18 protein-coding genes are annotated in these 21,046 nt (G+C 71.9%); 6 read left to right on the top strand and 12 right to left on the bottom strand.

The features are described 5' to 3' along the window. Nucleotides 1-703 precede the first annotated feature (703 nt). On the top strand, nt 704-1,759 hold the full coding sequence (trpS, locus tag ACIBAF_RS28965) for a tryptophan--tRNA ligase (protein ID WP_399466885.1): 1,056 nt from the start codon (nt 704-706) through the stop codon (nt 1,757-1,759). On the opposite strand, the gene ACIBAF_RS28960 is transcribed toward trpS, so the two are convergent. Next, nucleotides 1,669-2,799: a GlxA family transcriptional regulator gene (locus ACIBAF_RS28960; RefSeq protein ID WP_399466883.1), complete on the bottom strand. Its 1,131-nt coding sequence runs from the start codon at nt 2,797-2,799 to the stop codon at nt 1,669-1,671. The genes trpS and ACIBAF_RS28960 overlap by 91 nt on opposite strands. Before the next feature lie 75 nt (nt 2,800-2,874). Between ACIBAF_RS28960 and ACIBAF_RS28955 the strand changes: the two genes are divergently transcribed. After that, nucleotides 2,875-3,465 (top strand): cysteine hydrolase family protein, encoded by a 591-nt coding sequence (locus ACIBAF_RS28955; RefSeq protein WP_399466881.1) that lies wholly within the window; start codon nt 2,875-2,877, stop codon nt 3,463-3,465. Between the two features lie 74 nt (nt 3,466-3,539). On the opposite strand, the gene proC is transcribed toward ACIBAF_RS28955, so the two are convergent. The 3 genes from proC to ACIBAF_RS28940 all read right to left on the bottom strand — a co-directional run bounded on the left by proC (nt 3,540) and on the right by ACIBAF_RS28940 (nt 6,048). Continuing rightward, nucleotides 3,540-4,352 carry a pyrroline-5-carboxylate reductase gene (proC, locus tag ACIBAF_RS28950; RefSeq protein WP_399466878.1) on the bottom strand — a complete coding sequence of 271 codons (813 nt, stop codon included), beginning with the start codon at nt 4,350-4,352 and terminating at the stop codon, nt 3,540-3,542. Between the two features lie 119 nt (nt 4,353-4,471). Beyond that, a complete protein-coding gene (locus ACIBAF_RS28945) occupies nt 4,472-5,230 on the bottom strand; it encodes an ABC transporter permease (protein ID WP_399466876.1) in 759 nt (252 codons plus the stop codon). Beyond that, nucleotides 5,227-6,048, bottom strand: coding sequence for an ABC transporter ATP-binding protein (locus ACIBAF_RS28940; RefSeq protein WP_399466874.1), 822 nt, complete (start codon nt 6,046-6,048; stop codon nt 5,227-5,229). Before ACIBAF_RS28940 ends, ACIBAF_RS28945 begins: the two co-directional genes overlap by 4 nt. A 329-nt stretch (nt 6,049-6,377) precedes the next feature. Here ACIBAF_RS28940 and ACIBAF_RS28935 point away from each other — a divergent pair, with 329 nt between their 5' ends. Beyond that, complete coding sequence (locus tag ACIBAF_RS28935; protein ID WP_399466872.1) at nt 6,378-7,811, top strand: SulP family inorganic anion transporter; 1,434 nt, start codon at nt 6,378-6,380, stop codon at nt 7,809-7,811. On the opposite strand, the gene ACIBAF_RS28930 is transcribed toward ACIBAF_RS28935, so the two are convergent. From ACIBAF_RS28930 to ACIBAF_RS28920, 3 genes are all read right to left on the bottom strand, one after another. Next, nucleotides 7,775-8,557: a class I SAM-dependent methyltransferase gene (locus ACIBAF_RS28930; protein ID WP_399466870.1), complete on the bottom strand. Its 783-nt coding sequence runs from the start codon at nt 8,555-8,557 to the stop codon at nt 7,775-7,777. The genes ACIBAF_RS28935 and ACIBAF_RS28930 overlap by 37 nt on opposite strands. A 115-nt stretch (nt 8,558-8,672) precedes the next feature. Next, nucleotides 8,673-9,221 carry an EamA/RhaT family transporter gene (locus ACIBAF_RS28925; RefSeq protein WP_399466868.1) on the bottom strand — a complete coding sequence of 183 codons (549 nt, stop codon included), beginning with the start codon at nt 9,219-9,221 and terminating at the stop codon, nt 8,673-8,675. A 60-nt stretch (nt 9,222-9,281) separates the two neighbouring features. Further along, nucleotides 9,282-9,605, bottom strand: coding sequence for an SH3 domain-containing protein (locus tag ACIBAF_RS28920; RefSeq protein WP_399466866.1), 324 nt, complete (start codon nt 9,603-9,605; stop codon nt 9,282-9,284). Nucleotides 9,606-9,788: 183 nt separating this feature from the next. Between ACIBAF_RS28920 and ACIBAF_RS28915 the strand changes: the two genes are divergently transcribed. Then, the gene (locus tag ACIBAF_RS28915; RefSeq protein WP_399466864.1) at nt 9,789-12,020 is read left to right on the top strand and encodes a serine/threonine-protein kinase; all 2,232 of its coding nucleotides are present in this window, start codon (nt 9,789-9,791) and stop codon (nt 12,018-12,020) included. A gap of 56 nt (nt 12,021-12,076) precedes the next feature. Here ACIBAF_RS28915 and ilvD read toward each other — a convergent pair whose 3' ends face one another. From ilvD to ACIBAF_RS28895, 4 genes are all read right to left on the bottom strand, one after another. Further along, nucleotides 12,077-13,930, bottom strand: coding sequence for a dihydroxy-acid dehydratase (gene ilvD / locus ACIBAF_RS28910; protein WP_399466863.1), 1,854 nt, complete (start codon nt 13,928-13,930; stop codon nt 12,077-12,079). A 134-nt stretch (nt 13,931-14,064) separates the two neighbouring features. Next, the gene (locus ACIBAF_RS28905; protein ID WP_399466861.1) at nt 14,065-14,670 is read right to left on the bottom strand and encodes a TetR family transcriptional regulator; all 606 of its coding nucleotides are present in this window, start codon (nt 14,668-14,670) and stop codon (nt 14,065-14,067) included. Beyond that, nucleotides 14,667-15,500: a sugar phosphate isomerase/epimerase family protein gene (locus ACIBAF_RS28900; protein ID WP_399466859.1), complete on the bottom strand. Its 834-nt coding sequence runs from the start codon at nt 15,498-15,500 to the stop codon at nt 14,667-14,669. Before ACIBAF_RS28900 ends, ACIBAF_RS28905 begins: the two co-directional genes overlap by 4 nt. Before the next feature lie 125 nt (nt 15,501-15,625). Beyond that, nucleotides 15,626-16,558 (bottom strand): Ppx/GppA family phosphatase, encoded by a 933-nt coding sequence (locus ACIBAF_RS28895; protein ID WP_399466856.1) that lies wholly within the window; start codon nt 16,556-16,558, stop codon nt 15,626-15,628. 71 nt (nt 16,559-16,629) lie between these two features. On the opposite strand from ACIBAF_RS28895, the gene ACIBAF_RS28890 reads away from it, so the two are divergent. After that, nucleotides 16,630-17,478, top strand: coding sequence for a hypothetical protein (locus ACIBAF_RS28890; RefSeq protein WP_399466855.1), 849 nt, complete (start codon nt 16,630-16,632; stop codon nt 17,476-17,478). 102 nt (nt 17,479-17,580) lie between these two features. Here the strand turns inward: ACIBAF_RS28890 and ACIBAF_RS28885 are convergent, their stop codons facing one another. Then, on the bottom strand, nt 17,581-19,359 hold the full coding sequence (locus tag ACIBAF_RS28885) for a hypothetical protein (protein WP_399466853.1): 1,779 nt from the start codon (nt 19,357-19,359) through the stop codon (nt 17,581-17,583). A 217-nt stretch (nt 19,360-19,576) separates the two neighbouring features. Here ACIBAF_RS28885 and radA point away from each other — a divergent pair, with 217 nt between their 5' ends. After that, nucleotides 19,577-20,986 carry a DNA repair protein RadA gene (gene radA / locus ACIBAF_RS28880; protein ID WP_399466850.1) on the top strand — a complete coding sequence of 470 codons (1,410 nt, stop codon included), beginning with the start codon at nt 19,577-19,579 and terminating at the stop codon, nt 20,984-20,986. The last annotated feature ends 60 nt before the right edge of the window (nt 20,987-21,046 follow it).

Below are 21,046 nucleotides of genomic sequence, written 5' to 3'. Positions count from 1 at the left end.
ACGCTGTTGAGTTCTCAAGGAACGGACGCTTCCTTTGTACTCACCCGAGAGACTCTCTCAGGCTTTCCTCCGGGCGCTTCCCTTCGGTCTTGCGTTTCCGACTCTATCAGATCTTTTTCTCGATCCGATCTCCTCGGTGCTTTCCAGGTTCTCCGCGTTTCTTGCTTCGCGGTTTCCCTTTCCGGCGGTTCCGACTCTATCAGATCCTTTCGGTCCTGATTCCCAGTCAGCGGGGGCTTGTCTTCGCGGCCGCTGGGCCGTTCCGACGAGTGAGACTTTAGCGGATTCCCTGCTCCCGAAGCCAATCGGGGGCCTGCGTCCTTTCGAACGCGGATTCCTCATTTCGCGAATACGCACGCCAATGACGCGACGGCAGCCGGATCGACTGCGCGTCGAGAAGTGGTTGGTACCTGCGGAATGGCTGCCCGGGGACCGACCGGAGTCGGCGCTCACGTCGGACAACTCGGAGAACACTACGTATCCGGACGTGAGCGTGTCAACTCATGTCCCGGAGGCACCCCTGAGGCGTACCCTGACGGACATGACTACGCGTACGTGCACCCAGCTGTGGTGGGCCGCCTGACGGCGGCCGTGCTCACGTATGCACTCAACGGCCGCCGCCTCGGCGGCCGTTCTTGTTTCTCCCACCGGGTTCCAGGGGGACGGCCGACCGGGACGGCGGCGTCGACCAGGAGGTGGAGAGATGAAGCGGGTCTTCAGCGGGATCAAGCCGACCGGGCACCTGACGCTGGGGAACTACCTGGGAGCACTGCGGCAGTGGGCCGAGGTCGACCAGCACCGGGCGGACTCGTTGTTCTGCGTCGTGGATCTGCACGCGCTGACCGTGGAGCACGATCCGGCGCGGGTGCGCCGGCTGAGTCGGCAGGCGGCGACGCTGCTGCTGGCGGCGGGACTGGACCCACAACTGTGCACCGTGTTCGTGCAGAGTCATGTGGACGAGCACGCGCGGTTGTCGTATCTGCTGGAGTGCGTGGCCACGGACGGCGAGATGCGGCGGATGATCCAGTACAAGGAGAAGTCAGCGCGGGAGCGGGGGCGCGGCGGGAGTGTGCGGCTGTCGTTGCTGACGTATCCCGTGTTGATGGCGGCCGACATCCTGGCCTACGGGACCGACGAGGTGCCGGTGGGGGACGACCAGACGCAGCATGTGGAGCTGGCGCGGGATCTGGCGGTGCGGTTCAACCAGCGGTACGGGCACACGTTCGTCGTGCCGAAGGCCACGCATCCGGCGGTGGCGGCGCGGGTGATGAACCTGCAGGAGCCGGCGTCGAAGATGGGCAAGAGCGACGACTTCGGGCCGGGGATCGTCTATCTGCTGGACGAGCCCGAAGCGGTGCGTAAGAAGGTCATGCGGGCGGTCACCGACAGCGGGCGGGAAGTCGTGTACGACCGGGAGGGGCGGCCCGGGGTCGCGAATCTGCTGGAGATCCTCGCCGCTTGCACCGGTGGGAACCCGGAGATCTTGGCGGGCGTTTACCAGTCGTACGGCGCTTTGAAGAAGGACACCGCGGACGCGGTGGTCGAGGTGCTGAAGCCCGTGCAGGTCAGGCACAAGGAGTTGTGCGCTGACCCCGTCTATGTCGAGGGGGTGCTGCGGGATGGTGCGGAGAAGGCTCGCGGGATGGCCCGGCCCGTCGTGGATACCGCTTATCGCGCGATCGGGTTGCTTCCGCCGGTGACGGAGCCCGTCGGCGAGTCGGCGCCGATGGCGGGCGGAGTGCTGAACGCGGCCCGGTAGGCGCGGGGGCTGGTGGCGAGGCGCGACGCGAAGTGCTGGCGCATCGTGACCTCGCTGCCGAAGCCGGCGCGCCGGGCGACCTCGGGCATGGGGAGGTCGGTGCGTTCGAGCAGTTTCTGGGCTGCGGCGATGCGCTGGTCGAGAAGCCAGCGGAGGGGGGTGACACCGGTCGCCGCCGTGAAGTGGCGGGCGAAGCTGCGCGGGGACATTCCGGCGTGCGCCGCCAGGTCGGCGACGGTGAGTGGTTCGTGCAGATGACGAAGGGCGTGTTCGCGTACGGCAGCGAGGGTGTCGGCGTCCCGGTCCGCGCGGGGAGTGGGGTGTTCGATGAACTGGGCCTGGGTGCCGGTGCGGAAGGGGGCGGTGACCATGGCGCGGGCGATGGTCGCGGCCGTTTCGGCTCCGTGGGAGCGGCGGACCAGGTGGAGGCAGAGGTCGATGCCGGCTGCCGTGCCGGCGGCGGTCCAGATGTTGTCGTCCTCGATGAAGAGGGCGTCGGGGACGACGGTGATCCGGGGGTGGTGGGTGCGCAGGAGGTTGATCAGGTTCCAGTGGGTGATCGCTCGGCGTCCGTCGAGGAGGCCTGCCTGGGCGAGGGTGAAGGCGCCGCCGCAGAGGGCGGCGAGGGTGGTGCCGCGGGCGTGGGCGCGGCGCAGTGCCTCCAGGACGGGGGCGGGTGCGGGGGTGAGGTAGTCGTCCAGACCGGGGACGAGGATCAGGTCGGCTCGGGAGAGCCAGCTGAGGGCGCGGTCGGGGAGGAGGGCCAGGCCGCCGCGCATGGGGATGGGGGTGGTGGTGTCGGCCGCGACCCGGTGCAGATCGAAGGCGGGGACGCCGCGGTCGGTGCGGTCGTTGCCCCAGACCTCGGTGACGACCGAGACGTCGAAGGCGCGGATGCCGGGGAAGGCGACCAGGGCAACGCGGTAGGTGCTGCCCGCGGTCTCTGCGTGCCCCGTGCCCTGTGGGGCTTCCGTGGATTCAGTGGTTTCCGTGGCTTCTGCGGATTCTTTGGTTTCCGTGGGCTTCACGGCGTTCTGCATGGTTGGCAGTAAACCATCGATCGATGACTTTGGCGCTTCTGGAGCGAGGGTGCCCGCGGCGGCAGGATCGAGGGCATGGACATCGCAGAGAACGCAGCGCTGGTGGTCATCGACGTGCAGAAGGGCTTCGAGGAGCTGGGCTACTGGGGGCCGCGGAACAATCCCGGGGCCGATGACAACATCGCCGCGCTCATCGAGTTGTGGCAGGAGACGGGGCGGCCGGTCGTCTTCGTGCGGCACGACTCCCCGAATCCGCAGTCGCCGCTGCGGCCGGGGTACGAGGGCAACGACCTCAAGGAGTACGTGCAGGAGCGGCGCGGGAAGGGGGCGGGGCCGGAGCTGTTCATCACGAAGACCGTGAACTCGGCCTTCCTCGGGACGCCGGATCTGGGCTCGTGGCTGAGGGCGGAGGGGATCTCGCAGCTCGTGGTGGCGGGTATCCAGACCAACATGTGCGTGGAGACGACCGCGCGGATGGGCGGGAACCTGGGGTACCAGGTCGTGGTCGCGTACGACGCGACGCACACCTTCGACCTGGAGGGGCCGTTCGGGTGGCGGCGGACCGCGGACGAGCTCGCGCAGGCGTCGGCGGTGTCGCTGCACGGGGGCGGGTTCGCGCGGGTGGTGACCACGAAGGAGATCGTGGGGGCGGGTTCGGGCAGGTGACCGCCCCGCTTGTTCGTTCGGCGGGGGGCGGGGGCGGGGCGGTTCTGCTCTCGGTCCTGCTGACGGGTCTTCCGTCAGTCCTTCTTGCCTGAGGCCAGTTCGCGGCTGCGGTCGCGGGCTGCTTCGAGGGCGGCGATGAGGGCGGCTCGTACGCCGTGGTTCTCGAGTTCGCGGATGGCGCTGATGGTCGTGCCCGCGGGTGACGTGACGTTCTCGCGGAGTTTGACCGGGTGTTCGCCGCTGTCGCGGAGCATCGTGGCGGCGCCGATCGCGGACTGGACGATCAGGTCATGGGCCTTGTCGCGGGGCAGGCCGAGGAGGATGCCGGCGTCGGTCATGGCTTCGACCAGGTAGAAGAAGTACGCGGGGCCGGAGCCGGAGAGGGCGGTGCAGGCGTCCTGCTGGGACTCGGGAACGCGGAGGGTCTTGCCGACGGCGCCGAAGATCTCCTCGGCGTGGGCGAGGTGGTCGGCGGTGGCGTGGGTGCCGGCGGAGATGACGGACATGGCCTCGTCGACCAGGGCGGGGGTGTTCGTCATGACGCGGACGACCGGGGTGCCGGTGGCGAGGCGTTCCTCGATGGAGGCGGTGGTGATGCCGGCGGCTCCGCTGATGACCAGGCGGTCGGCGGGGACGTGAGGGGCGAGTTCGTCGAGGAGGGCGCCCATGTCCTGCGGTTTGACCGTGAGGATCAGGGTGTCGGCGGTCTTGGCGGCCTCGGCGTTGGTGACCGGGGTGACTCCGTAACGGGTGCGGAGTTCTTCGGCTCGCTCCGGGCGGCGGGCGGTGACGAGGAGGTCGGCGGGGGGCCAGCCGCCTCGGATCATGCCGCTGAGGAGGGCTTCGCCGATTTTGCCGGTGCCGAGGACTGCGACTTTCTGGGTCATGGCTGGGGGTCCTCCGGGGGTTGCGTCGTCCGGAGTCATCCTCGCATCGGCGGTGGGGTTGGGGGGTGTGGTGTCCGGTGGGCGGACTGCGGTTTTCGGCCCAGCCGCCCCTTCGTCGGTCACGCTGTCCGACGCCGTAGCGTTGCCGCGCCCAAGCCCAGTACCAGGAGGGCGCAGCCCGCCACGATCAGGACGTCTCGTACGAAGGTCGCTGTCATGTCGGTGTGGGTGAGGACCTCGTTCATGCCGTCCACGGCGTAGGACATGGGGAGGGCGTCGGAAAGGGCTTCCAGGGCGGGGTGCATGGCGTCCCTGGGGGTGAAGAGGCCGCAGAGGAGGATCTGGGGGAAGATCACCGCCGGCATGAACTGGACGGCCTGGAACTCGGTGGCCGCGAAGGCCGAGACGAAGAGGCCGAGGGCCGTGCCGAGCAGGGCGTCGAGGAGGGCGACCAGGAGGAGGAGCCAGGGGCTGCCGGTGACGTCCAGGTCGAGGAACCAGACCGCCAGGCCGGTGGCGAGGGCCGACTGGATGATCGCGAGGGCGCCGAAGGCGAGGGCGTAGCCGGCGATCAGGTCGCCCTTGCCGAGGGGCATGGCGAGGAGGCGTTCGAGGGTGCCCGAGGTGCGTTCGCGCAGGGTGGCGATGGAGGTCACCAGGAACATCGTGATCAGGGGGAAGATCCCGAGGAGGGACGCGCCGATGCCGTCGAAGGTGCGCGGGCTGCCGTCGAAGACGTAGCGGAGCAGGAACAGCATCACGCAGGGGATCAGGATCAGCAGCGCGATCGTGCGGGGGTCGTGGCGCAGTTGGCGCAGGACGCGGGCCGCGGTGGCGGTGGTGCGGGAGGCGTTCAGGATGCCGGTCGTCGTGGTCATCGGGCTGTCTCCTTGGCGCGGCCTGCTGCGGCCGCTTCGTCCACCAGGTGCAGGAAGGCCGACTCGACCGTGTCCGTGCCGGTGCGGGTGCGCAGGGCGTCGGGGGCGGCGTCGGCGAGGATCTCGCCCTCGCGCATGAGGAGCAGGCGGTGGCAGCGCTCGGCCTCGTCCATGACGTGGGAGGAGATGAGGAGGGTGGCGCCCCGGGTCGCCGCGATGTCATGGAAGAGGTTCCACAGGTCGCGGCGGAGGACGGGGTCGAGGCCGACCGTCGGTTCGTCGAGAACGAGGAGTTCGGGGGCGCCCAGGAGGGCGACGGCCAGGGAGACGCGGCTGCGCTGGCCGCCGGAGAGGTTGCCGGCGAGGTCGTGGGCGTGGGTGGTGAGGTCCACGTCGGCGATGGCTCGGGTGACGTTCTCGTGGCGTCGGTCCGCCGCGCTTCGGCCGGGGTCGAGGATCGCGGCGAAGTAGTCGAGGTTCTGGCGGATCGTCAGGTCGTCGTAGACGGAGGGGGCTTGGGTGACGTAGCCGATGCGGGTGCGGAGGGTGGGGTGGCCGGCGGGGCGGCCCAGGACGTCGAGGGTGCCGGTGACCTTGGCCTGGGTGCCGACGATCGCGCGCATGAGGGTCGACTTGCCGCAGCCGGAGGGGCCCAGCAGGCCGGTGATCTGGCCGCGGGGGACGGCGAAGCCGAGGGAGTGGAGGACCGTGCGCGGGCCACGGACCACGGTGAGGCGGTCGGCCACGACGGCGGGGGGTGTGTCGGGCACGGCGGGCGGCTCGGGTGAGCCGGGTGGCCCGATCCTAGAATTCATCATGTGATGAATAATCCTCGTGAGGCCATGAGTCGTCAAGCGCTTCGGTCGGTGGGGTGCGCGGGCGGTGGGGTGCGGGGGTGGGGCGTGCGGGGGCGCAGGCGCGTGGCGGTGGGATTGGAAGCGGAGGTTCCTGTTCATCCGCTTCCGTGTTCACCGGGTCGGCACAGGAACCCGTCGTCCGGGCGATCGTTTCAACCGATAATGGAATTCATGCGCGTTGCGCGGGCGGGGCTTCGGTCCCGGCCGCGTCCGCGCATGGTCGTCGTCGCGCCCTCCCCCGGTGCGGCGCGCCCACGCATCTCCCGTTTCCTACCGGAGGTGCCGCCGTGTTGCGCCGTGGTGTTCGCAAAGCCGATCTGTTCGCTTCCCTCGTCGTCTTTCTCGTCGCGCTCCCCCTGTGTGTGGGCGTCGCCATGGCCTCCGGCGTGCCCGCCGAGCTGGGGCTGGTCACCGGCATCGTCGGCGGGCTGGTCGTCGGAGTGCTGCCCGGCAGCAGCCTGCAGGTGAGCGGGCCGGCGGCGGGGCTCACCGTGCTCGTCCACGAGGCCGTGCAGCGGTACGGCGTTCAGGTGCTCGGGGCGCTCGTGCTCGCCGCCGGGCTGCTGCAGCTCGGGCTGGGCGCGCTGCGGCTCGGGCGGTGGTTCCGGGCCGTGTCCGTGGCCGTCGTGCACGGGATGCTCGCCGGGATCGGGCTGGTGCTGGTCGCCGGACAGGTGTACGCCCTCGGGGACGCGGGCGCGCCGGAGGGCGGGCTCGGGAAGCTCGCCGGGCTGGTGTCGCTGCCCGGGCGGGTGGATCCGGTGGCGTTGTCAGTGGGGGGTGCCACCATGGTCGTGCTGGTGGCGTGGGGGCGGTGGCGCGGCGGTGCGCGGCTGGTTCCGGCGCCGTTGGTCGCGGTGGCGCTGGCGGCGGGCGTCACGTGGGTGTTCGACCTGGAGGTGCGGCGGGTCCGGGTGCAGGGCCTGCTGGATGCCGTGCGGGTGCCGGAGGCGGCGGATTTCGGACGGCTGACGGAAGTGGGGGTGATCGGGACGGTCGTGGCGTTCGCGCTGATCGCGTCGGCGGAGTCGCTGTTCAGCGCGGCGGCGGTGGACCGGCTGCACGACGGACGGGGGACGGACTACGACCGGGAGTTGATGGCGCAGGGCGCGGGCAACACCGTGTGCGGGATGCTGGGCGCGCTGCCGCTGACGGCGGTCATCGTGCGAAGCGCGGCGAACGTGCGGGCGGGTGCGCGGACGAAGGCGTCGCGGGTGCTGCACGGGGTGTGGCTGCTGCTGTTCGCGGCCGTCGTGCCCGGGGTGCTGGGGCTGATTCCGGTCGCGGCGCTGGCAGGGCTGCTGGTGCACGCCGGCTGCAAGCTCGTGCCGGTGCGGGAGGTGCGGAAGCTGTGGCGCGGGCATCGGGGGGAGGTCGTGGTGCTCGGGGTCACGGCGGGGGCGATCGTCGTCGGGAACCTGTTCGAGGGGGTGTTGGTCGGGCTGGCGCTGGCCGTGGCGAAGACGGCCTGGGAGATCAGCCATGTGCACGTCGAGACGGAGGACCGGGGCGACGCCGGGCTCGTCGTACGGGTGCTGGGGCATGCGACGTTTCTGCGGCTGCCGAAGCTGCTGGACGCGTTGGAGGCGCTGCCGCACGACCGTGAGGTGCGGCTGGAGTTGGGCGGGCTGCGGCATGTGGACCACGCGTGTGCGGCGGCCCTGGAGGGGTGGGCCGCCGCGCGGGGTCAGGGTCTGGTCGCGAGCAGCAGTTCGACGTCGTAGGTCTCCTCGACGGCGCCGTCCGGGAACGCGGCGAGGAGGTGGCGGCGTTCCTCGGCGAGGAAGGCGGCCGTGCTCTCCTCGCCGTGCACCAGGAAGACCGAGTGGCTGCCGATGTTGGCCAGGTGCAGGTCGAGGGGGACGCGGCGGCTCCAGCGGACCGTGCGGTGGGCGAAGTCGAGCCTGCCGGTCGGGTCGGTGCGGGCGGCGCGGCTGCCGTCGCCGTTCCTCTGCACGACGTGGTCGAGGCCGAAGCGGCGCTCCATGCGGTGGGCCTGGGCGTCGATCCACGGCACGTCCACGGCGCTGGTGTTCCACCACAGCGCCAGCGCGCCGCCCGGGCGCAGGACCCGCAGGGCCTCCGGGACCGAGTGGGCCGGGTCGGTCCAGTGCCAGGACTGGGCGTAGGTCAGGAAGTCGACGGAGGCGTCGGCCAGCGGAAGGTGGTCGCCGTCGCCCCGGACGATCGGCACGTCGGGGAGAGCGCGGCGGAACTGCGCGGCCATGCCGTCCCCGGGTTCGACGGCGATGACGTCCGCGCCGCGGGCGTGCAGGAGGGCCGTCGCTATGCCGGTGCCGGCGCCGATGTCCGCGACCCGCGCGCCGGTCAGGGGGTGGCCTGCGAGGTCCTCGATCGCGTCGAGGAGAGCGGTCGGGTAGGAGGGGCGGTTGGCGGCGTACTGGGCCGCTGCCGAGTTGAAGGAGTGGGCTCGGGCGACGTGGGAGGGGATGGGGGAGGACGACGTCATGGGGGCCATGGTGGCCGGTGGGAGGTGGTCGGGGAAGAGCCGGGTGCGGTGGTGGCCGGGCGCGGCGGGGTGGAGCCGGCGGGTGGAGCGGCCTGCCTCCGTGACCGGTTCGGCGTCAGCCTCGGCGGCGCTTCTTCGATGGGTTGCCTGTGCGGCGGGAGGTGCGGCGTTGGTGCTGTTGGCGGGCCGTGTCGTACTCCTCGCGGTGGAGTTTCTCGCCGGGCGCCTCGGTGAGGGCGCGGAAGAAGTAGGCGAGCAGCGAGCCGACGAAGCCGATGGCCAGCAGGCCGCGCAGGGAGGCCTGGCGGTCGGGGTCGGGGCGCCGGGAGAAGCCGTCCCAGGTGTGCCGGAAGGCGAGCGCGCTGCAGACCGCGAACATCACGACGACCAGGAGGGTCACGAAGCCGCCGAGGTCGGCGATCGCGATGCCCTCGTAGGCGAAGCGAAGGACGAGACAGGAGGCGGTGACGGCGGCGAGGGAGCCGACGGCCACGCCGATGCGGCGGGCCGCGTAGCCCTGGACGCCGGGGTCGTGGTTCACCCAGGTGGTGCCGAAGAAGCGCAGGGGCTCCGGACGGGGGCCCGCGCCGGCCTGACCTGCCTGCTCGGCGGGGGCTCCCGGGGAGCCCTCCGCCGTGTCCGGGGTGCCGTTTTCGTCGCTCACGGGACGATTATGGCTCCGGACGGGGGCGGGCTCCCCGGGTGGGTCGCCCCGAGGCTGGGATCAGGCGCAGCGCGGGGCGATGTAGCCGTCGCTGCCCGTCCTGACGTACGCGTCCGAGACGAACTGGCTGTCGGCGATGTTGTCCCAGATGTTCGTCGTGCCGTACGGGCCGCTCACCGAGGTGCCCGGGGTCTGGCAGAAGATCGGGACCTTGGTGCCCTCGTTCAGGACCTTGACGACCGGGTAGCTGGTGCCGGGGCCGCTGCGCACGTTCAGCCGGACGCCCGGGGCGATCGGGTAGTAGGTGAGAGACGCCGTCGTGAGGGCATCCGCCGCGTCGGCGCTCCCGACCTCGTCCACCTCTTCCACGCGGTCAACAGACATGAAAAAAACTCCCCCCGTTGGACCCCATGACTGCCATGGGGCCACGTTGATTCCCCTGAAACGCGCCATGAAACACATGTGCGCAATTCGTACGTGAAGGCTAGCAAGCCGCCTCTGTCCCGTACGAGTCATCGACTAGGCTCCGTGCGTCGCGCGCGCGGACGAACAGCACGGGGGTGGTCCATGACGCCACAGCGCAACACCGGAGCGGGCGCGGAAGCGGAACTTCCGGAGTACGCCGGTCACTACCGTCTTGAGGAGCGCCTGGGATCCGGCGGCATGGGCGTGGTGCACCTGGCCCGGAGCACCTCCGGGATGAAGGTCGCGGTGAAGGTCGTCCATGCCCAGTTCGCCCGGGATCCCGAGTTCAGGGGGCGTTTTCGGCAGGAGGTGGCGGCCGCCCGGCGGGTCAGCGGGGCGTTCACCGCACCCGTCGTCGACGCCGACCCGGAGGCCGAACGGCCCTGGATGGCCACCTTGTTCATTCCCGGCTCGACGCTCGCCGAGCAGGTGAAGCGGAACGGGCCCATGGGCCCAGGCGAGTTGCGGCGGCTGATGGCCGGGCTCGCGGAGGCACTGCGCGACATCCACCGGGTCGGGGTCGTGCACCGGGATCTGAAGCCGAGCAACGTGCTGCTCGCCGAGGACGGTCCGAAAGTCATCGACTTCGGTATCTCGCGGCCGAAGGACAGCGAACTGCGGACCGAGACGGGCAAGTTGATCGGCACGCCGCCGTTCATGGCGCCGGAGCAGTTCCGGCGGCCGCGGGAGGTCGGGCCGGCCGCCGACATCTTCGCGCTCGGGTCCGTGATGGTGCACGCGGCGACGGGACGCGGGCCGTTCGACTCCGACAGCCCGTACGTCGTCGCCTACCAGGTCGTCCACGACGAGCCGGACCTGACCGGCGTACCGGCGAACCTCGCGCCGCTGGTGACGCGGTGTCTCGCCAAGGAGCCCGAGGACCGGCCCACGCCGGACGAGATGATGCGGGAACTGCGGTCTGAGGCGGCCTCGTGGGACACGCAGGCGTTCATACCGTCGCAGCGGGTGCTGGAGGAGCCCCAGACCGACCAGGCGGGTTCGGTGAGTTCGGCGGGCCCGACGGACCAGGCCGATCAGGCGGATCGGGCGGATCGGGCGGATCGGGCGGATCCGCAGTCCGGATCGGAGGCGGGACCGGCAGGCGTGAAGCGTCGGCGCAGGCGGGTCGCCCTGGCGGCCGGCGCCCTGGTCGTCGTCCTCTCGGGTGGTGGGCTGGCCGCCGCGCAGCTGCTCGGCGACAACGGCACGAGCCGGGGCGCGCGGGGCGCGTCGGGGTCCGCGTCGGCCGCCTTCGCTCCCTGGAGCGCGCGCCCGGCGAACGGCGGCGGTGCGGGCGGGGACACGGGCGCCGGGACCGGCACGGGCGGCATGCCGCAGTGCGCGTACGACGCGAAGCGGCTGCTGTGCGCGCAGTCGGGGCTGGTGTCCGCGCTGGACGCGTCCGGCGGGCGGGTGCTGTGGCGGCACGCGCTCGCCGAGGACGACCGGCCGGGCGAGGCGCCGGTGCTCGCGGGCGGGCTGGCGCTGGTGGTCACGCACTCGGGCAAGCGGGTGGAGGCGCTCGATCCGGCGTCGGGCGCCACGCGCTGGCAGCGGGACCTGTCGGCGTACCGGGGTGTCCGCACCGTCGGCGGCACGCTGCTGCTGACCGCGGCCGACGGCAAGGTGACCGGCGTGGACGCGGCGACGGGGAAGACGGCGTGGAGCCGGCGGATCCCGGGGCTGGGCGAGCCGTACTTCCTGTCGTTCCCCAAGGATCCGCTGGCGTACGTGTCGAGCACGTCTGGCTCGGGCGAAGGGCGCACCCGGATCACGGCCGTGGATCCCGCGACCGGGCAGGTGAAGTGGGAGGAGCGGCTCAGCGGCGCGCTGACGCTGGTGGGCACCGCGGGCGACAGCCTGGTGCTGCTGTCGCAGGGCAGCGGGTACGGGTCGGTCGACGCCGTGGTCCGGTACTACCCGGCGGACAAGGTGTCGTTGCGGGTGAGGCTGGGCGTGCCGCTGCAGTTGCAGCAGGCGCGCGCGGCCCTGCAGGGCGACCGGGTCTACCTGCTGGGCTTCGACGGGACGCTGGTGGCCGTGGACACGGTCGCGGGGAAGCAGGTGTGGTCCCTGCAGACGGCCGTGAGCCGCGGTTCGGTGCCGTCCGCCGACGGCGCGCACGTGTACTTCAGCGCCCCCGACGGTCGTCTCCTCGCCGTGGACGCAGACCGGGGGAAGCTCGTCGGGCAGACGCAGCTGCGGCTCGGTGCGAACTCCGACGAAGTGGTGACGGCGCTGCCCGCGCCCGAGGCGGTGGACGGCCGCGTCTACGCCGGCGCTCCCGACGGGACCGTCTTCGCGGTGGACGGGCGGGATCCGGCGGACTGGTGAGACGCGCCGGGGGCCGCCTCCCTGGGAAGCGGCCCCCGGTCACGCACTGATGGGCGTCAGCCCAGCTTCGACACGTCGCGCACCGCGCCCTTGTCGGCGCTCGTCGCCATCGCGGCGTAGGCGCGCAGGGCGGCGGACACCTTGCGCTCGCGGTTCTTCGGGGCGTAGACGCCGTCGAGGGCGGCCTCGCGGCGCGCCAGCTCGGCGTCGTCGACGAGGAGCTCGATGGTGCGGTTCGGGATGTCGATGCGGATGCGGTCGCCGTTCTCGACGAGGGCGATCGTGCCGCCGGAGGCCGCCTCGGGGGAGGCGTGGCCGATCGACAGGCCCGAGGTGCCGCCGGAGAAGCGGCCGTCGGTGATCAGGGCGCAGGTCTTGCCGAGGCCGCGGCCCTTGAGGAAGGACGTCGGGTAGAGCATCTCCTGCATGCCCGGGCCGCCCTTGGGACCCTCGTAGCGGATGACGACGACGTCGCCGTGGGTCACCTGCTTGTTGAGGATCTTCTCGACGGCCTCCTCCTGCGACTCGCAGACGACGGCCGGGCCCTCGAAGGTCCAGATCGACTCGTCCACGCCGGCCGTCTTGACGACGCAGCCGTCGACGGCGAGGTTGCCGCGCAGGACCGCGAGGCCGCCGTCCTTGCTGTAGGCGTGCTCGGCGGAGCGGATGCAACCGCCCTCGGCGTCCTCGTCCAGGGCCTCCCAGCGCTCGGACTGGGAGAAGGCCTCGGCGGAGCGGACGCAGCCGGGGGCCGCGTGCCACAGTTCGAGCGCCTCGGGCGAGGGCGAGCCCGCGCGGACGTCCCACGTCTTCAGCCAGTCCCCCAGGGACGGGCTGTGGACGGCGTGCACGTCCTCGTTGAGCAGGCCCGCGCGGTGCAGTTCGCCGAGGAGGGCGGGGATGCCGCCTGCGCGGTGCACGTCCTCCATGTAGTACGTGCGGTCCTTCGCGACGTTCGGCGCGACCTTCGCCAGGCACGGCACGCGGCGCGAGACCTCGTTGATCTCCTCCAGGCCGAACGGGACGCCCGCCTCCTGGGCGGCGGCGAGGAGGTGCAGGATCGTGTTGGTGGAGCCGCCCATCGCGATGTCGAGGGCCATCGCGTTCTCGAAGGCCGCGAAGGTCGCCACGTTGCGCGGCAGGACCGTCTCGTCGTCCTGTTCGTAGTAGCGGCGGGTGATGTCCATGACCGTGCGCGCGGCGTCGACGTACAGCTGCTTGCGGGCCGTGTGGGTGGCCAGGACCGAGCCGTTGCCGGGGAGGGAGAGGCCGATGGCCTCGGTCAGGCAGTTCATCGAGTTGGCGGTGAACATGCCGGAACAGCTGCCGCAGGTCGGACAGGCGTTCTCCTCGATACGGAGGATGTCCTCGTCGGAGATCTTGTCGTTGACGGCGTCGGAGATCGCGTCGACCAGGTCGAGGGTGCGGACCGTGCCGTCGACGAGCGTGGCGCGGCCGGACTCCATCGGGCCGCCGGAGACGAAGACGGTCGGGATGTTCAGCCGCAGGGCCGCGTTGAGCATGCCCGGGGTGATCTTGTCGCAGTTGGAGATGCAGATCAGGGCGTCGGCGCAGTGCGCCTCGACCATGTACTCCACCGAGTCCGCGATGAGGTCGCGGGAGGGCAGGGAGTACAGCATGCCGCCGTGGCCCATCGCGATGCCGTCGTCGACGGCGATGGTGTTGAACTCGCGCGGGATGCCGCCGGCCTCGGTGATCGCCTCGCTGACGATCCGGCCGACCGGCTGGAGGTGCGTGTGCCCGGGCACGAACTCGGTGAAGCTGTTCGCCACCGCGATGATCGGCTTCCGGCCGATGTCCGCACCGGGTACACCGGAGGCGCGCATAAGGGCGCGTGCGCCCGCCATGTTGCGACCGTGGGTGACTGTGCGGGACCTCAGCTCGGGCATCGTCGCTCGCTCCTTCAGAGACTGCGATCAGAGACTTCTGACTGCTAATGAGCGTACGCCGGTCATCCAGGGGGCGGGACGAGGTGTCCGGAATGCGGGATGCAGGTCTCGTCCTCAGGTAGGACCCGGCGTGCTCAGGGAGCCGTGAGGTGTCCCTGTACGACGGGCGCCACGCGCGCGATGATCTGCTCCAGGTCCGCCGAGGCCAGCGGCTCCAGCTTGATCACGTACCGCATCATGGCGCAGCCCACCAGCTGTGCCGCCGCCAGTTCGGCGCGCAGCTCGGCGTCCGGCAGGTCGAGCTGGGCGGCGATCCGGCGCAGCAGCTGTGAGGCGACCAGACGGCGGAAGACGGCGGCCGCGGTGTCGTTGTTCACGGCGGAGCGGAGGATCGCCAGCAGGGGCTTACGGGTGGTGGGGTTCTCCCACACCCCGAAGACGAAGCGGGTGAACCGCTCCCCGACCTGGTCCAACGGCCCGTCGGCGACCGCTTCGGGCGCGCTCAGCGCGGGCGCGAAGGCGACCTCGACGGCCGCCTCGAAGACCTGCTCCTTGGTGCCGAAGTAGTGGTGCACCAGCGCCGGGTCCACGCCGGCGGCCTTCGCGATGCCGCGGACGGACGTCTTCTCGTAGCCCCGTTCGGAGAACTCCTCGCGGGCCGCCGTCAGGATGCGGTCACGGGTGTCCGCCGACTCCGTACGAGGGGGACGGCCGCGCTTGCGGGCGGCGATGCCGGTCATCGGCGGGGCGCCGAGGAGGAGGACGCGGCCGAGGCCAGGTGCAGGCGGGTGAAGGCCAGGGCCTCCGCGAGGTCGGCCTCACGTTCGGCGCCGGACATCGCGCGCCGGGTGTTGACCTCGATGACGACATGGCCGTCGAAGCCGGTCAGCGCGAGCCGCTCCAGCAGCTCGGCGCAGGGCTGGGAGCCGCGGCCGGGGACGAGGTGCTCGTCCTTCGCGGAACCGTTTCCGTCGGCGAGGTGGACGTGGCCCAGGCGGTCGGCCATGCGGTCGACCATCTGCATCGCGTCCGTGCGGGCCGTCGAGGCGTGGCTGAGGTCGATCGTGAAGTGCCGGTAGTCGTCCTTCGTGACGTCCCAGTCCGGCGCGTACGCGAGCATCTCGCGGTCGCGGTAGCGCCACGGGTACATGTTCTCGACGGCGAACCGTACGTCCGTCTCGTCCGCCATCCGCCAGACGCCCGTGACGAAGTCCCGCGCGTACTGGCGCTGCCAGCGGAACGGCGGATGGACGACGACCGTGCTCGCGCCGAGCTTCTCCGCCGCCGCACGGGCCCGCTGGAGCTTGGTCCACGGGTCCGTCGACCACACCCGCTGCGTGATGAGCAGGCAGGGGGCGTGGACGGCGAGGATCGGGATCCGGTGGTAGTCGCTGAGCCTGCGCAGCGCGTCGATGTCCTGGCTGACGGGGTCGTTCCAGACCATGACCTCGACGCCGTCGTACCCGAGGCGTGCGGCGATCTCGAAGGCCGTCGCCGTCGACTCCGGATAGACCGAGGCAGTCGACAGGGCGACCTTCGCATCCGGGATCCGCACGACTGGCTCTGCCATGGGGGACAGGTTACGGGGTGCCGTCGCTCCGGTGCGGTGTGCCTGCTCGCCGTTGTGGGGTACGCCACGGGCAGCTACGCGCGGAGGGCGATGGCTCGCACTCCTACGCGCACACCTGTACGTGACTAAAGCGAACCCATGTGATCGAGTCTGCGCAGAATGACGCCCTCCCTGAGCGCCCACGGGCATATCTCCAGCGTCTCGACGCCGAAGAGATCCATCGCGCCCTCGGCGACCAGAGCGCCGGCGAGGAGCTGGTTGGCGCGGCCCTCGGAGACGCCCGGGAGCGCTGCGCGCTGGGCCGTGGTCATCGCGGCCAGGCGGGGCACCCAGGCCTCCAGGGACTCGCGCTTGAGCTGGCGCTGGGTGTACGGGCCGTCGGCCGAGCGGGCGGCGCCGGCGATGCGGGCGAGCTGCCGGAACGTCTTCGACGTGGCCACGACGTGGTCGGGGGTGCCGAAGCGGCTGAACTCCCCCACCGTGCGGGCGATCTGCGCGCGGGCGTGCCGGCGCAGGGACCGTATGTCCTCGGGGTCGGGCGGATCGCCGGGCAGCCAGCCCGCGGTGAGCCGGCCGGCGCCGAGCGGCAGCGAGACGGCCGCGTCGGGCTCCTCGTCGATGCCGTAGGCGATCTCCAGGGAGCCGCCGCCGATGTCCAGGACCAGCAGTTTTCCGGCCGACCAGCCGAACCAGCGGCGGGTGGCGAGGAAGGTGAGCCGGGCCTCCTCGGCGCCGGAGAGAACCTGCAGCTCGACGCCTGTTTCGGCCTGCACGCGCGCGAGGACGTCGTCGGCGTTGCTGGCCTCGCGCACGGCGGAGGTCGCGAACGGCAGCAGGTCCTCGACGCCCTTGTCCTCAGCAGCCTGGAGCGACTCGTGGACGACCGTGATCAGTTTGTCGACGCCCTCGGGGCCGATGGCCCCGTCCCCGTCGAGGAGTTGGGCAAGGCGTAGTTCCGCCTTGTGCGAGTGCGCGGGCAGGGGGCACGCGCCCGGGTGTGCGTCCACCACCAGCAGATGCACCGTGTTCGATCCCACGTCGAGGACACCGAGTCTCATGTAGGGAACGCTACTGCCCGCAGGGCCGTGGGCCGTCCCCGAAGCGGCCGCCGGCGACTTACCCTGGACGAGTGCCAAAGACGAACAAGGCGAAGGCCGACAAATCCACCGGCGGTTCTTCGCAGGCGAAGCCGGTGAAGTCACCGAAGAAGTCCAAGAAGGCCCTGGCAGCGGACGAGAAGGGCCTCGACTTCGCGCGGGCGTGGGTGGAGTTCCCTGATCCGGCGGACGACGAGCAGGTGTTCCGCTGCGATCTGACATGGCTGACCTCTCGCTGGAACTGCATCTTCGGCAGCGGCTGCCAGGGCATCCAGGCGGGCCGCGCGGACGACGGGTGCTGCACGCTGGGCGCCCACTTCTCCGACGAGGACGACGAGAAGCGCGTCGCCGAGCATGTGGCGAGGCTCACGCCCGACCTCTGGCAGCACCACGAGGAGGGCACCCGGGACGGCTGGGTCTCGGAGGACGACGAGGGCTCCCGCCAGACCCGCCCGTTCAACGGTTCGTGCATCTTCCAGAACCGTCCGGGCTTCGCGGGCGGCGCGGGCTGCTCGCTGCACATCCTGGCCGTCAAGGAGGGCCGCGAGCCGCTGGAGACCAAGCCGGACGTCTGCTGGCAGCTACCGGTGCGGCGGACGTACGACTGGATCGACCGGCCCGACGACACGCGCGTGCTGCAGGTGTCGATCGGCGAGTACGACCGGCGGGGCTGGGGTCCGGGCGGCCACGACCTGCACTGGTGGTGCACGTCGGCGACCTCGGCGCACGGCGCGGGCGACCCGGTGTACGTCTCCTACCGCCCGGAGCTGACCGAACTCATGGGCAAGGCCGGCTACGACCGCCTGGCCGAGCTGTGCGAGGAGCGCCTGGCCTCGCAGCTCCCGCTCCTGGCGCCGCATCCGGCGGACCCGACCGCATGAGGTTCTGACGGCCCGCTCCGGGGGACCACACGGCTCCCGGGGCCCAGGGCCCGCTGCCCGGGGCTCCTGCGACTGCGACTGCGACTGCGACTGCGACCACGTCTACGACGTCGACGGGGTGGGGGTGCCTGGGTCGGTGGACGGCGGTGGTGAGGACTCCGGGGTGGACGGGGTCGGGGCGGTGGGGGTCGGGGTGGGGTCCGGGGTGGAAGAGGAGGGCGGGCCGGCCGGGGTGGGGTCCGCGGAAGGCGGGGGTGTGGGGGTCGGTTGCGGGTCGGACGACGGGGGCGGGTCGCCGGGACGCGGGCCCGGCCCTTTGCCGGGGTCCGCGGGGCGTGGGGCCGTGCCGTAGCCCTCGATGGAGACGACGGCGCCCGCCGGGGCGATCGCCACGCGCGCGTGCCAGCGCCCGGGGGGCTCCCGCAGAGGGTCGACGTACACCTTGACCGTCACCGACTCGCCGGGCCGCAGGGCGCCCGCGGAGCGGCTCAGGTAGAGCCACGGGGCCGGGGTGGCCGCCGACCAGCGGACCGGCCCCACCCCGTCCGGGGGTGCGGTGAGGGTGACGAGGGTGGTGTCGCCGCTGGTGGCCGCCGTCACGGAGAGGCGGCCGGAAGCGCTCCGGCCGAGTCCCGTGACGCTGATGACCTCAACGGAGACGTCCGGTCCGTCGTCCTTGAGGGAGCCGGCGCCGGGACGTGTGCTGGCGTTTCCGGCGTTCTCGTAGCCGCCGGCCGTCTCACCGTCGAGGCCGTCGGCGCCGTGCGCCTCGCTGGCGCTGGCGGAGCGGCCCTCGGCGTCCCCCGTCGGCGTGCTCCGGTAGGCCGCCCACAGAGCGAGCACGGGCGCGGCGACGACGGTGGCGACCACGGTCGTCGTGACGGCACGCGCGCGTAGCCGCTCCCGACGGGCGGCGCGGTCCTTGGGGTCCATGGGGAAGCCGCGCCGGTCGTAGCGCGGCGCGGCGGTGCCCCGCGCGCGCGGGAGGTGCGCCATGGCGACGTGCAACTGCGCGCGGGGGGCTTCCAGGACGGGCAGCTCGGCGGGGGTGACCCCGGCGCCGGGCCAGCGGCCGGGAACGGCGCGTTCGGCGATGCGACGGCAGCGCGGGCAGTCGTCGACGTGCCGGACGAGTTCACGGCGCAGGGCGGCGCTGAGCACGACCTGGTTCTCGCCTGTGAGACGGGACACACCGGGACAGCCGCCGGCCTCGACGACGGCGAGCGCCGCGCGCGTGCGCTCGACCTCGCAGGCGGCGGAGGAGAGCAGTTCGCGGGCGACGGCGAGGTCCTTGCCGAGAACGGCGGCGATCTCGTGGGCGGCCAGATGGTGGCGGACGGCGAGTTCGAGCGCCTCACGCTGCTCCGGGGTGGTGCCGGCCGCCTCCGGCCAGGCGAGCAGGGCGAGTTCCCGCCGCCGTTGCTCCTGGTCCTCGTCGGGACCGGCAGGATCGGGGGGGTCGGCAGGGTCGGCGGAAGCGGCGGAAGCAGGGGCTGCAGCGGACTTGACGCCCGGCGGTCGGCGGGTGCCGTTGCGGGCCGCCGCGTGCGTGCCCTGACGTTTCTGCTTGGCCTCGGTGAGCTTGCGCAGACAGGCCCAGCGGGCCAGCGCGTACAGCCAGGCCCGGCGGTCGCCCCCGGCGTTCGGAACACGCTGGCCGCGCCGATCGGCGAACGTGAGGACGTCACCGAGGGCGGCGGTGGCCGCGTCGTGGTCGCACAGAACGGACAGGCAGTAGGTGAACAGGCCGTCCAGGTACGGCTCGTAGCGCGCGGGCGGCCGCTGCGCGAGCGTGCGCGCCGCAGCGCCGTCGCGCACCTCCCGGTGCGCCCGGTGCGCGCCGGTCGTGCGGGTCGAGGTTTCCGGGCTGCTGCTCATCACCCGTGCGACCGTAGGCGGCACGGAACTAGGTCTTCTTGTCCCTTGCGTCCTTTTAATCCGTACGGGTGAAACGATCCCTCATAAGGGGACGGCTAAGAGGCGTCCCGTGGCTCGTTCGTGACAGGGCGTGTCCAATTCACCAGGGGCGCGGGCGTCCGGGGAGCCCGGTTGTCCACAGGCAGGTCCGGCTGTCGGTGGCGGCGGCTACGGTTTCCCCATGGCTGCCCGTACGAAGACCACCAAGGACCGCCCGTCCTACCGCTGCACCGAATGCGGCTGGCAGACGGCCAAGTGGCTCGGCCGCTGCCCCGAGTGCCAGGCCTGGGGGACGGTCGAGGAGTACGGCACGCCCGCGGTCCGTACGACGGCGCCGGGCCGCGTCACCACCTCCGCCGTGCCCATCGGCGAGGTCGACGGCCGTCAGGCCACCGCCCGCCCCACCGGCGTGCCCGAACTGGACCGCGTCCTCGGCGGCGGTCTCGTGCCCGGCGCGGTCGTGCTGCTGGCCGGCGAGCCGGGCGTCGGCAAGTCGACCCTCCTGCTGGACGTGGCGGCCAAGTCGGCCAGTGACGAACACCGCACGCTGTACGTCACCGGCGAGGAGTCGGCCTCCCAGGTCCGGCTGCGCGCCGACCGCATCGGCGCCATCGACGACCACCTCTACCTCGCCGCCGAGACGGACCTGGCGGCGGTCCTGGGCCACCTGGACGCGGTGAAGCCGTCCCTGCTGATCATGGACTCCGTGCAGACCGTGGCCTCCCCGGAGATCGACGGGGCGCCCGGCGGCATGGCCCAGGTCCGCGAGGTCGCGGGCGCCCTGATCCGCGCCTCCAAGGAACGCGGCATGTCCACGCTCCTGGTGGGCCATGTCACGAAGGACGGCTCGATCGCCGGCCCCCGCCTCCTCGAACACCTCGTGGACGTCGTGCTGAGCTTCGAGGGCGACCGGCACGCGCGCCTGCGCCTGGTGCGGGGCGTCAAGAACCGCTACGGCGCCACCGACGAGGTCGGCTGCTTCGAACTGCACGACGAGGGCATCACAGGGCTCGCCGACCCCAGCGGGCTCTTCCTGACCCGGCGTGACGAGCCGGTCCCGGGGACGTGTCTGACGGTCACCCTGGAGGGCCGCCGCCCCCTGGTCGCCGAAGTGCAGGCCCTCACCGTCGACTCCCAGATTCCCTCGCCCCGCCGTACGACGTCCGGCCTGGAGACCTCGCGGGTCTCGATGATGCTGGCCGTCCTGGAGCAGCGGGGCCGGATCAGCGCGCTCGGCAAGCGGGACATCTACTCGGCGACGGTCGGCGGGGTGAAGCTCTCGGAGCCCGCCGCCGACCTCGCGATCGCCCTCGCGCTGGCCTCTGCCGCCAGCGACACCCCGCTGCCCAAGAACCTCGTCGCGATCGGTGAAGTGGGCCTCGCGGGCGAGGTCAGACGGGTCACGGGCGTGCAGCGCAGGCTCGCGGAGGCCCACCGTCTGGGCTTCACGCACGCGCTCGTGCCGAGCGATCCCGGCAAGGTCCCCGCAGGCATGAAGGTCCTGGAAGTCGCCGACATGGGGGACGCCCTGCGGGTCCTGCCGCGCTCGCGTCGCCGAGACGCCCCACAGGAGGCGGAGGACCGCCGGTAGACTTTGCCCTGGTCTCGCCCGTCCGTACGAAACGAGTGCGCGAAACGGGAACCCCCAGAC

Source organism: Streptomyces sp. NPDC051677 (genome assembly GCF_044453465.1).
GTDB lineage: Bacteria > Actinomycetota > Actinomycetes > Streptomycetales > Streptomycetaceae > Streptomyces.
Note: the sequence above shows the minus strand (reverse complement) of the source record. Positions and strands in the feature narration are given on the sequence as shown.

Excerpts from the sequence above, each read along its gene's own strand:
- ACIBAF_RS28895 (WP_399466856.1), bottom strand. The coding sequence starts at position 16,558 with ATGAGACTCGGTGTCCTCGACGTGGGATCGAACACGGTGCATCTGCTG.
- radA (WP_399466850.1), top strand. The coding sequence starts at position 19,577 with ATGGCTGCCCGTACGAAGACCACCAAGGACCGCCCGTCCTACCGCTGC.
- ACIBAF_RS28930 (WP_399466870.1), bottom strand. The coding sequence starts at position 8,557 with ATGACGTCGTCCTCCCCCATCCCCTCCCACGTCGCCCGAGCCCACTCC.
- ACIBAF_RS28960 (WP_399466883.1), bottom strand. The coding sequence starts at position 2,799 with ATGCAGAACGCCGTGAAGCCCACGGAAACCAAAGAATCCGCAGAAGCC.
- ACIBAF_RS28900 (WP_399466859.1), bottom strand. The coding sequence starts at position 15,500 with ATGGCAGAGCCAGTCGTGCGGATCCCGGATGCGAAGGTCGCCCTGTCG.
- ACIBAF_RS28945 (WP_399466876.1), bottom strand. The coding sequence starts at position 5,230 with ATGACCACGACGACCGGCATCCTGAACGCCTCCCGCACCACCGCCACC.
- ACIBAF_RS28940 (WP_399466874.1), bottom strand. The coding sequence starts at position 6,048 with ATGATGAATTCTAGGATCGGGCCACCCGGCTCACCCGAGCCGCCCGCC.
- ACIBAF_RS28915 (WP_399466864.1), top strand. The coding sequence starts at position 9,789 with ATGACGCCACAGCGCAACACCGGAGCGGGCGCGGAAGCGGAACTTCCG.
- proC (WP_399466878.1), bottom strand. The coding sequence starts at position 4,352 with ATGACCCAGAAAGTCGCAGTCCTCGGCACCGGCAAAATCGGCGAAGCC.
- trpS (WP_399466885.1), top strand. The coding sequence starts at position 704 with ATGAAGCGGGTCTTCAGCGGGATCAAGCCGACCGGGCACCTGACGCTG.
- ACIBAF_RS28920 (WP_399466866.1), bottom strand. The coding sequence starts at position 9,605 with ATGTCTGTTGACCGCGTGGAAGAGGTGGACGAGGTCGGGAGCGCCGAC.
- ilvD (WP_399466863.1), bottom strand. The coding sequence starts at position 13,930 with ATGCCCGAGCTGAGGTCCCGCACAGTCACCCACGGTCGCAACATGGCG.
- ACIBAF_RS28955 (WP_399466881.1), top strand. The coding sequence starts at position 2,875 with ATGGACATCGCAGAGAACGCAGCGCTGGTGGTCATCGACGTGCAGAAG.
- ACIBAF_RS28905 (WP_399466861.1), bottom strand. The coding sequence starts at position 14,670 with ATGACCGGCATCGCCGCCCGCAAGCGCGGCCGTCCCCCTCGTACGGAG.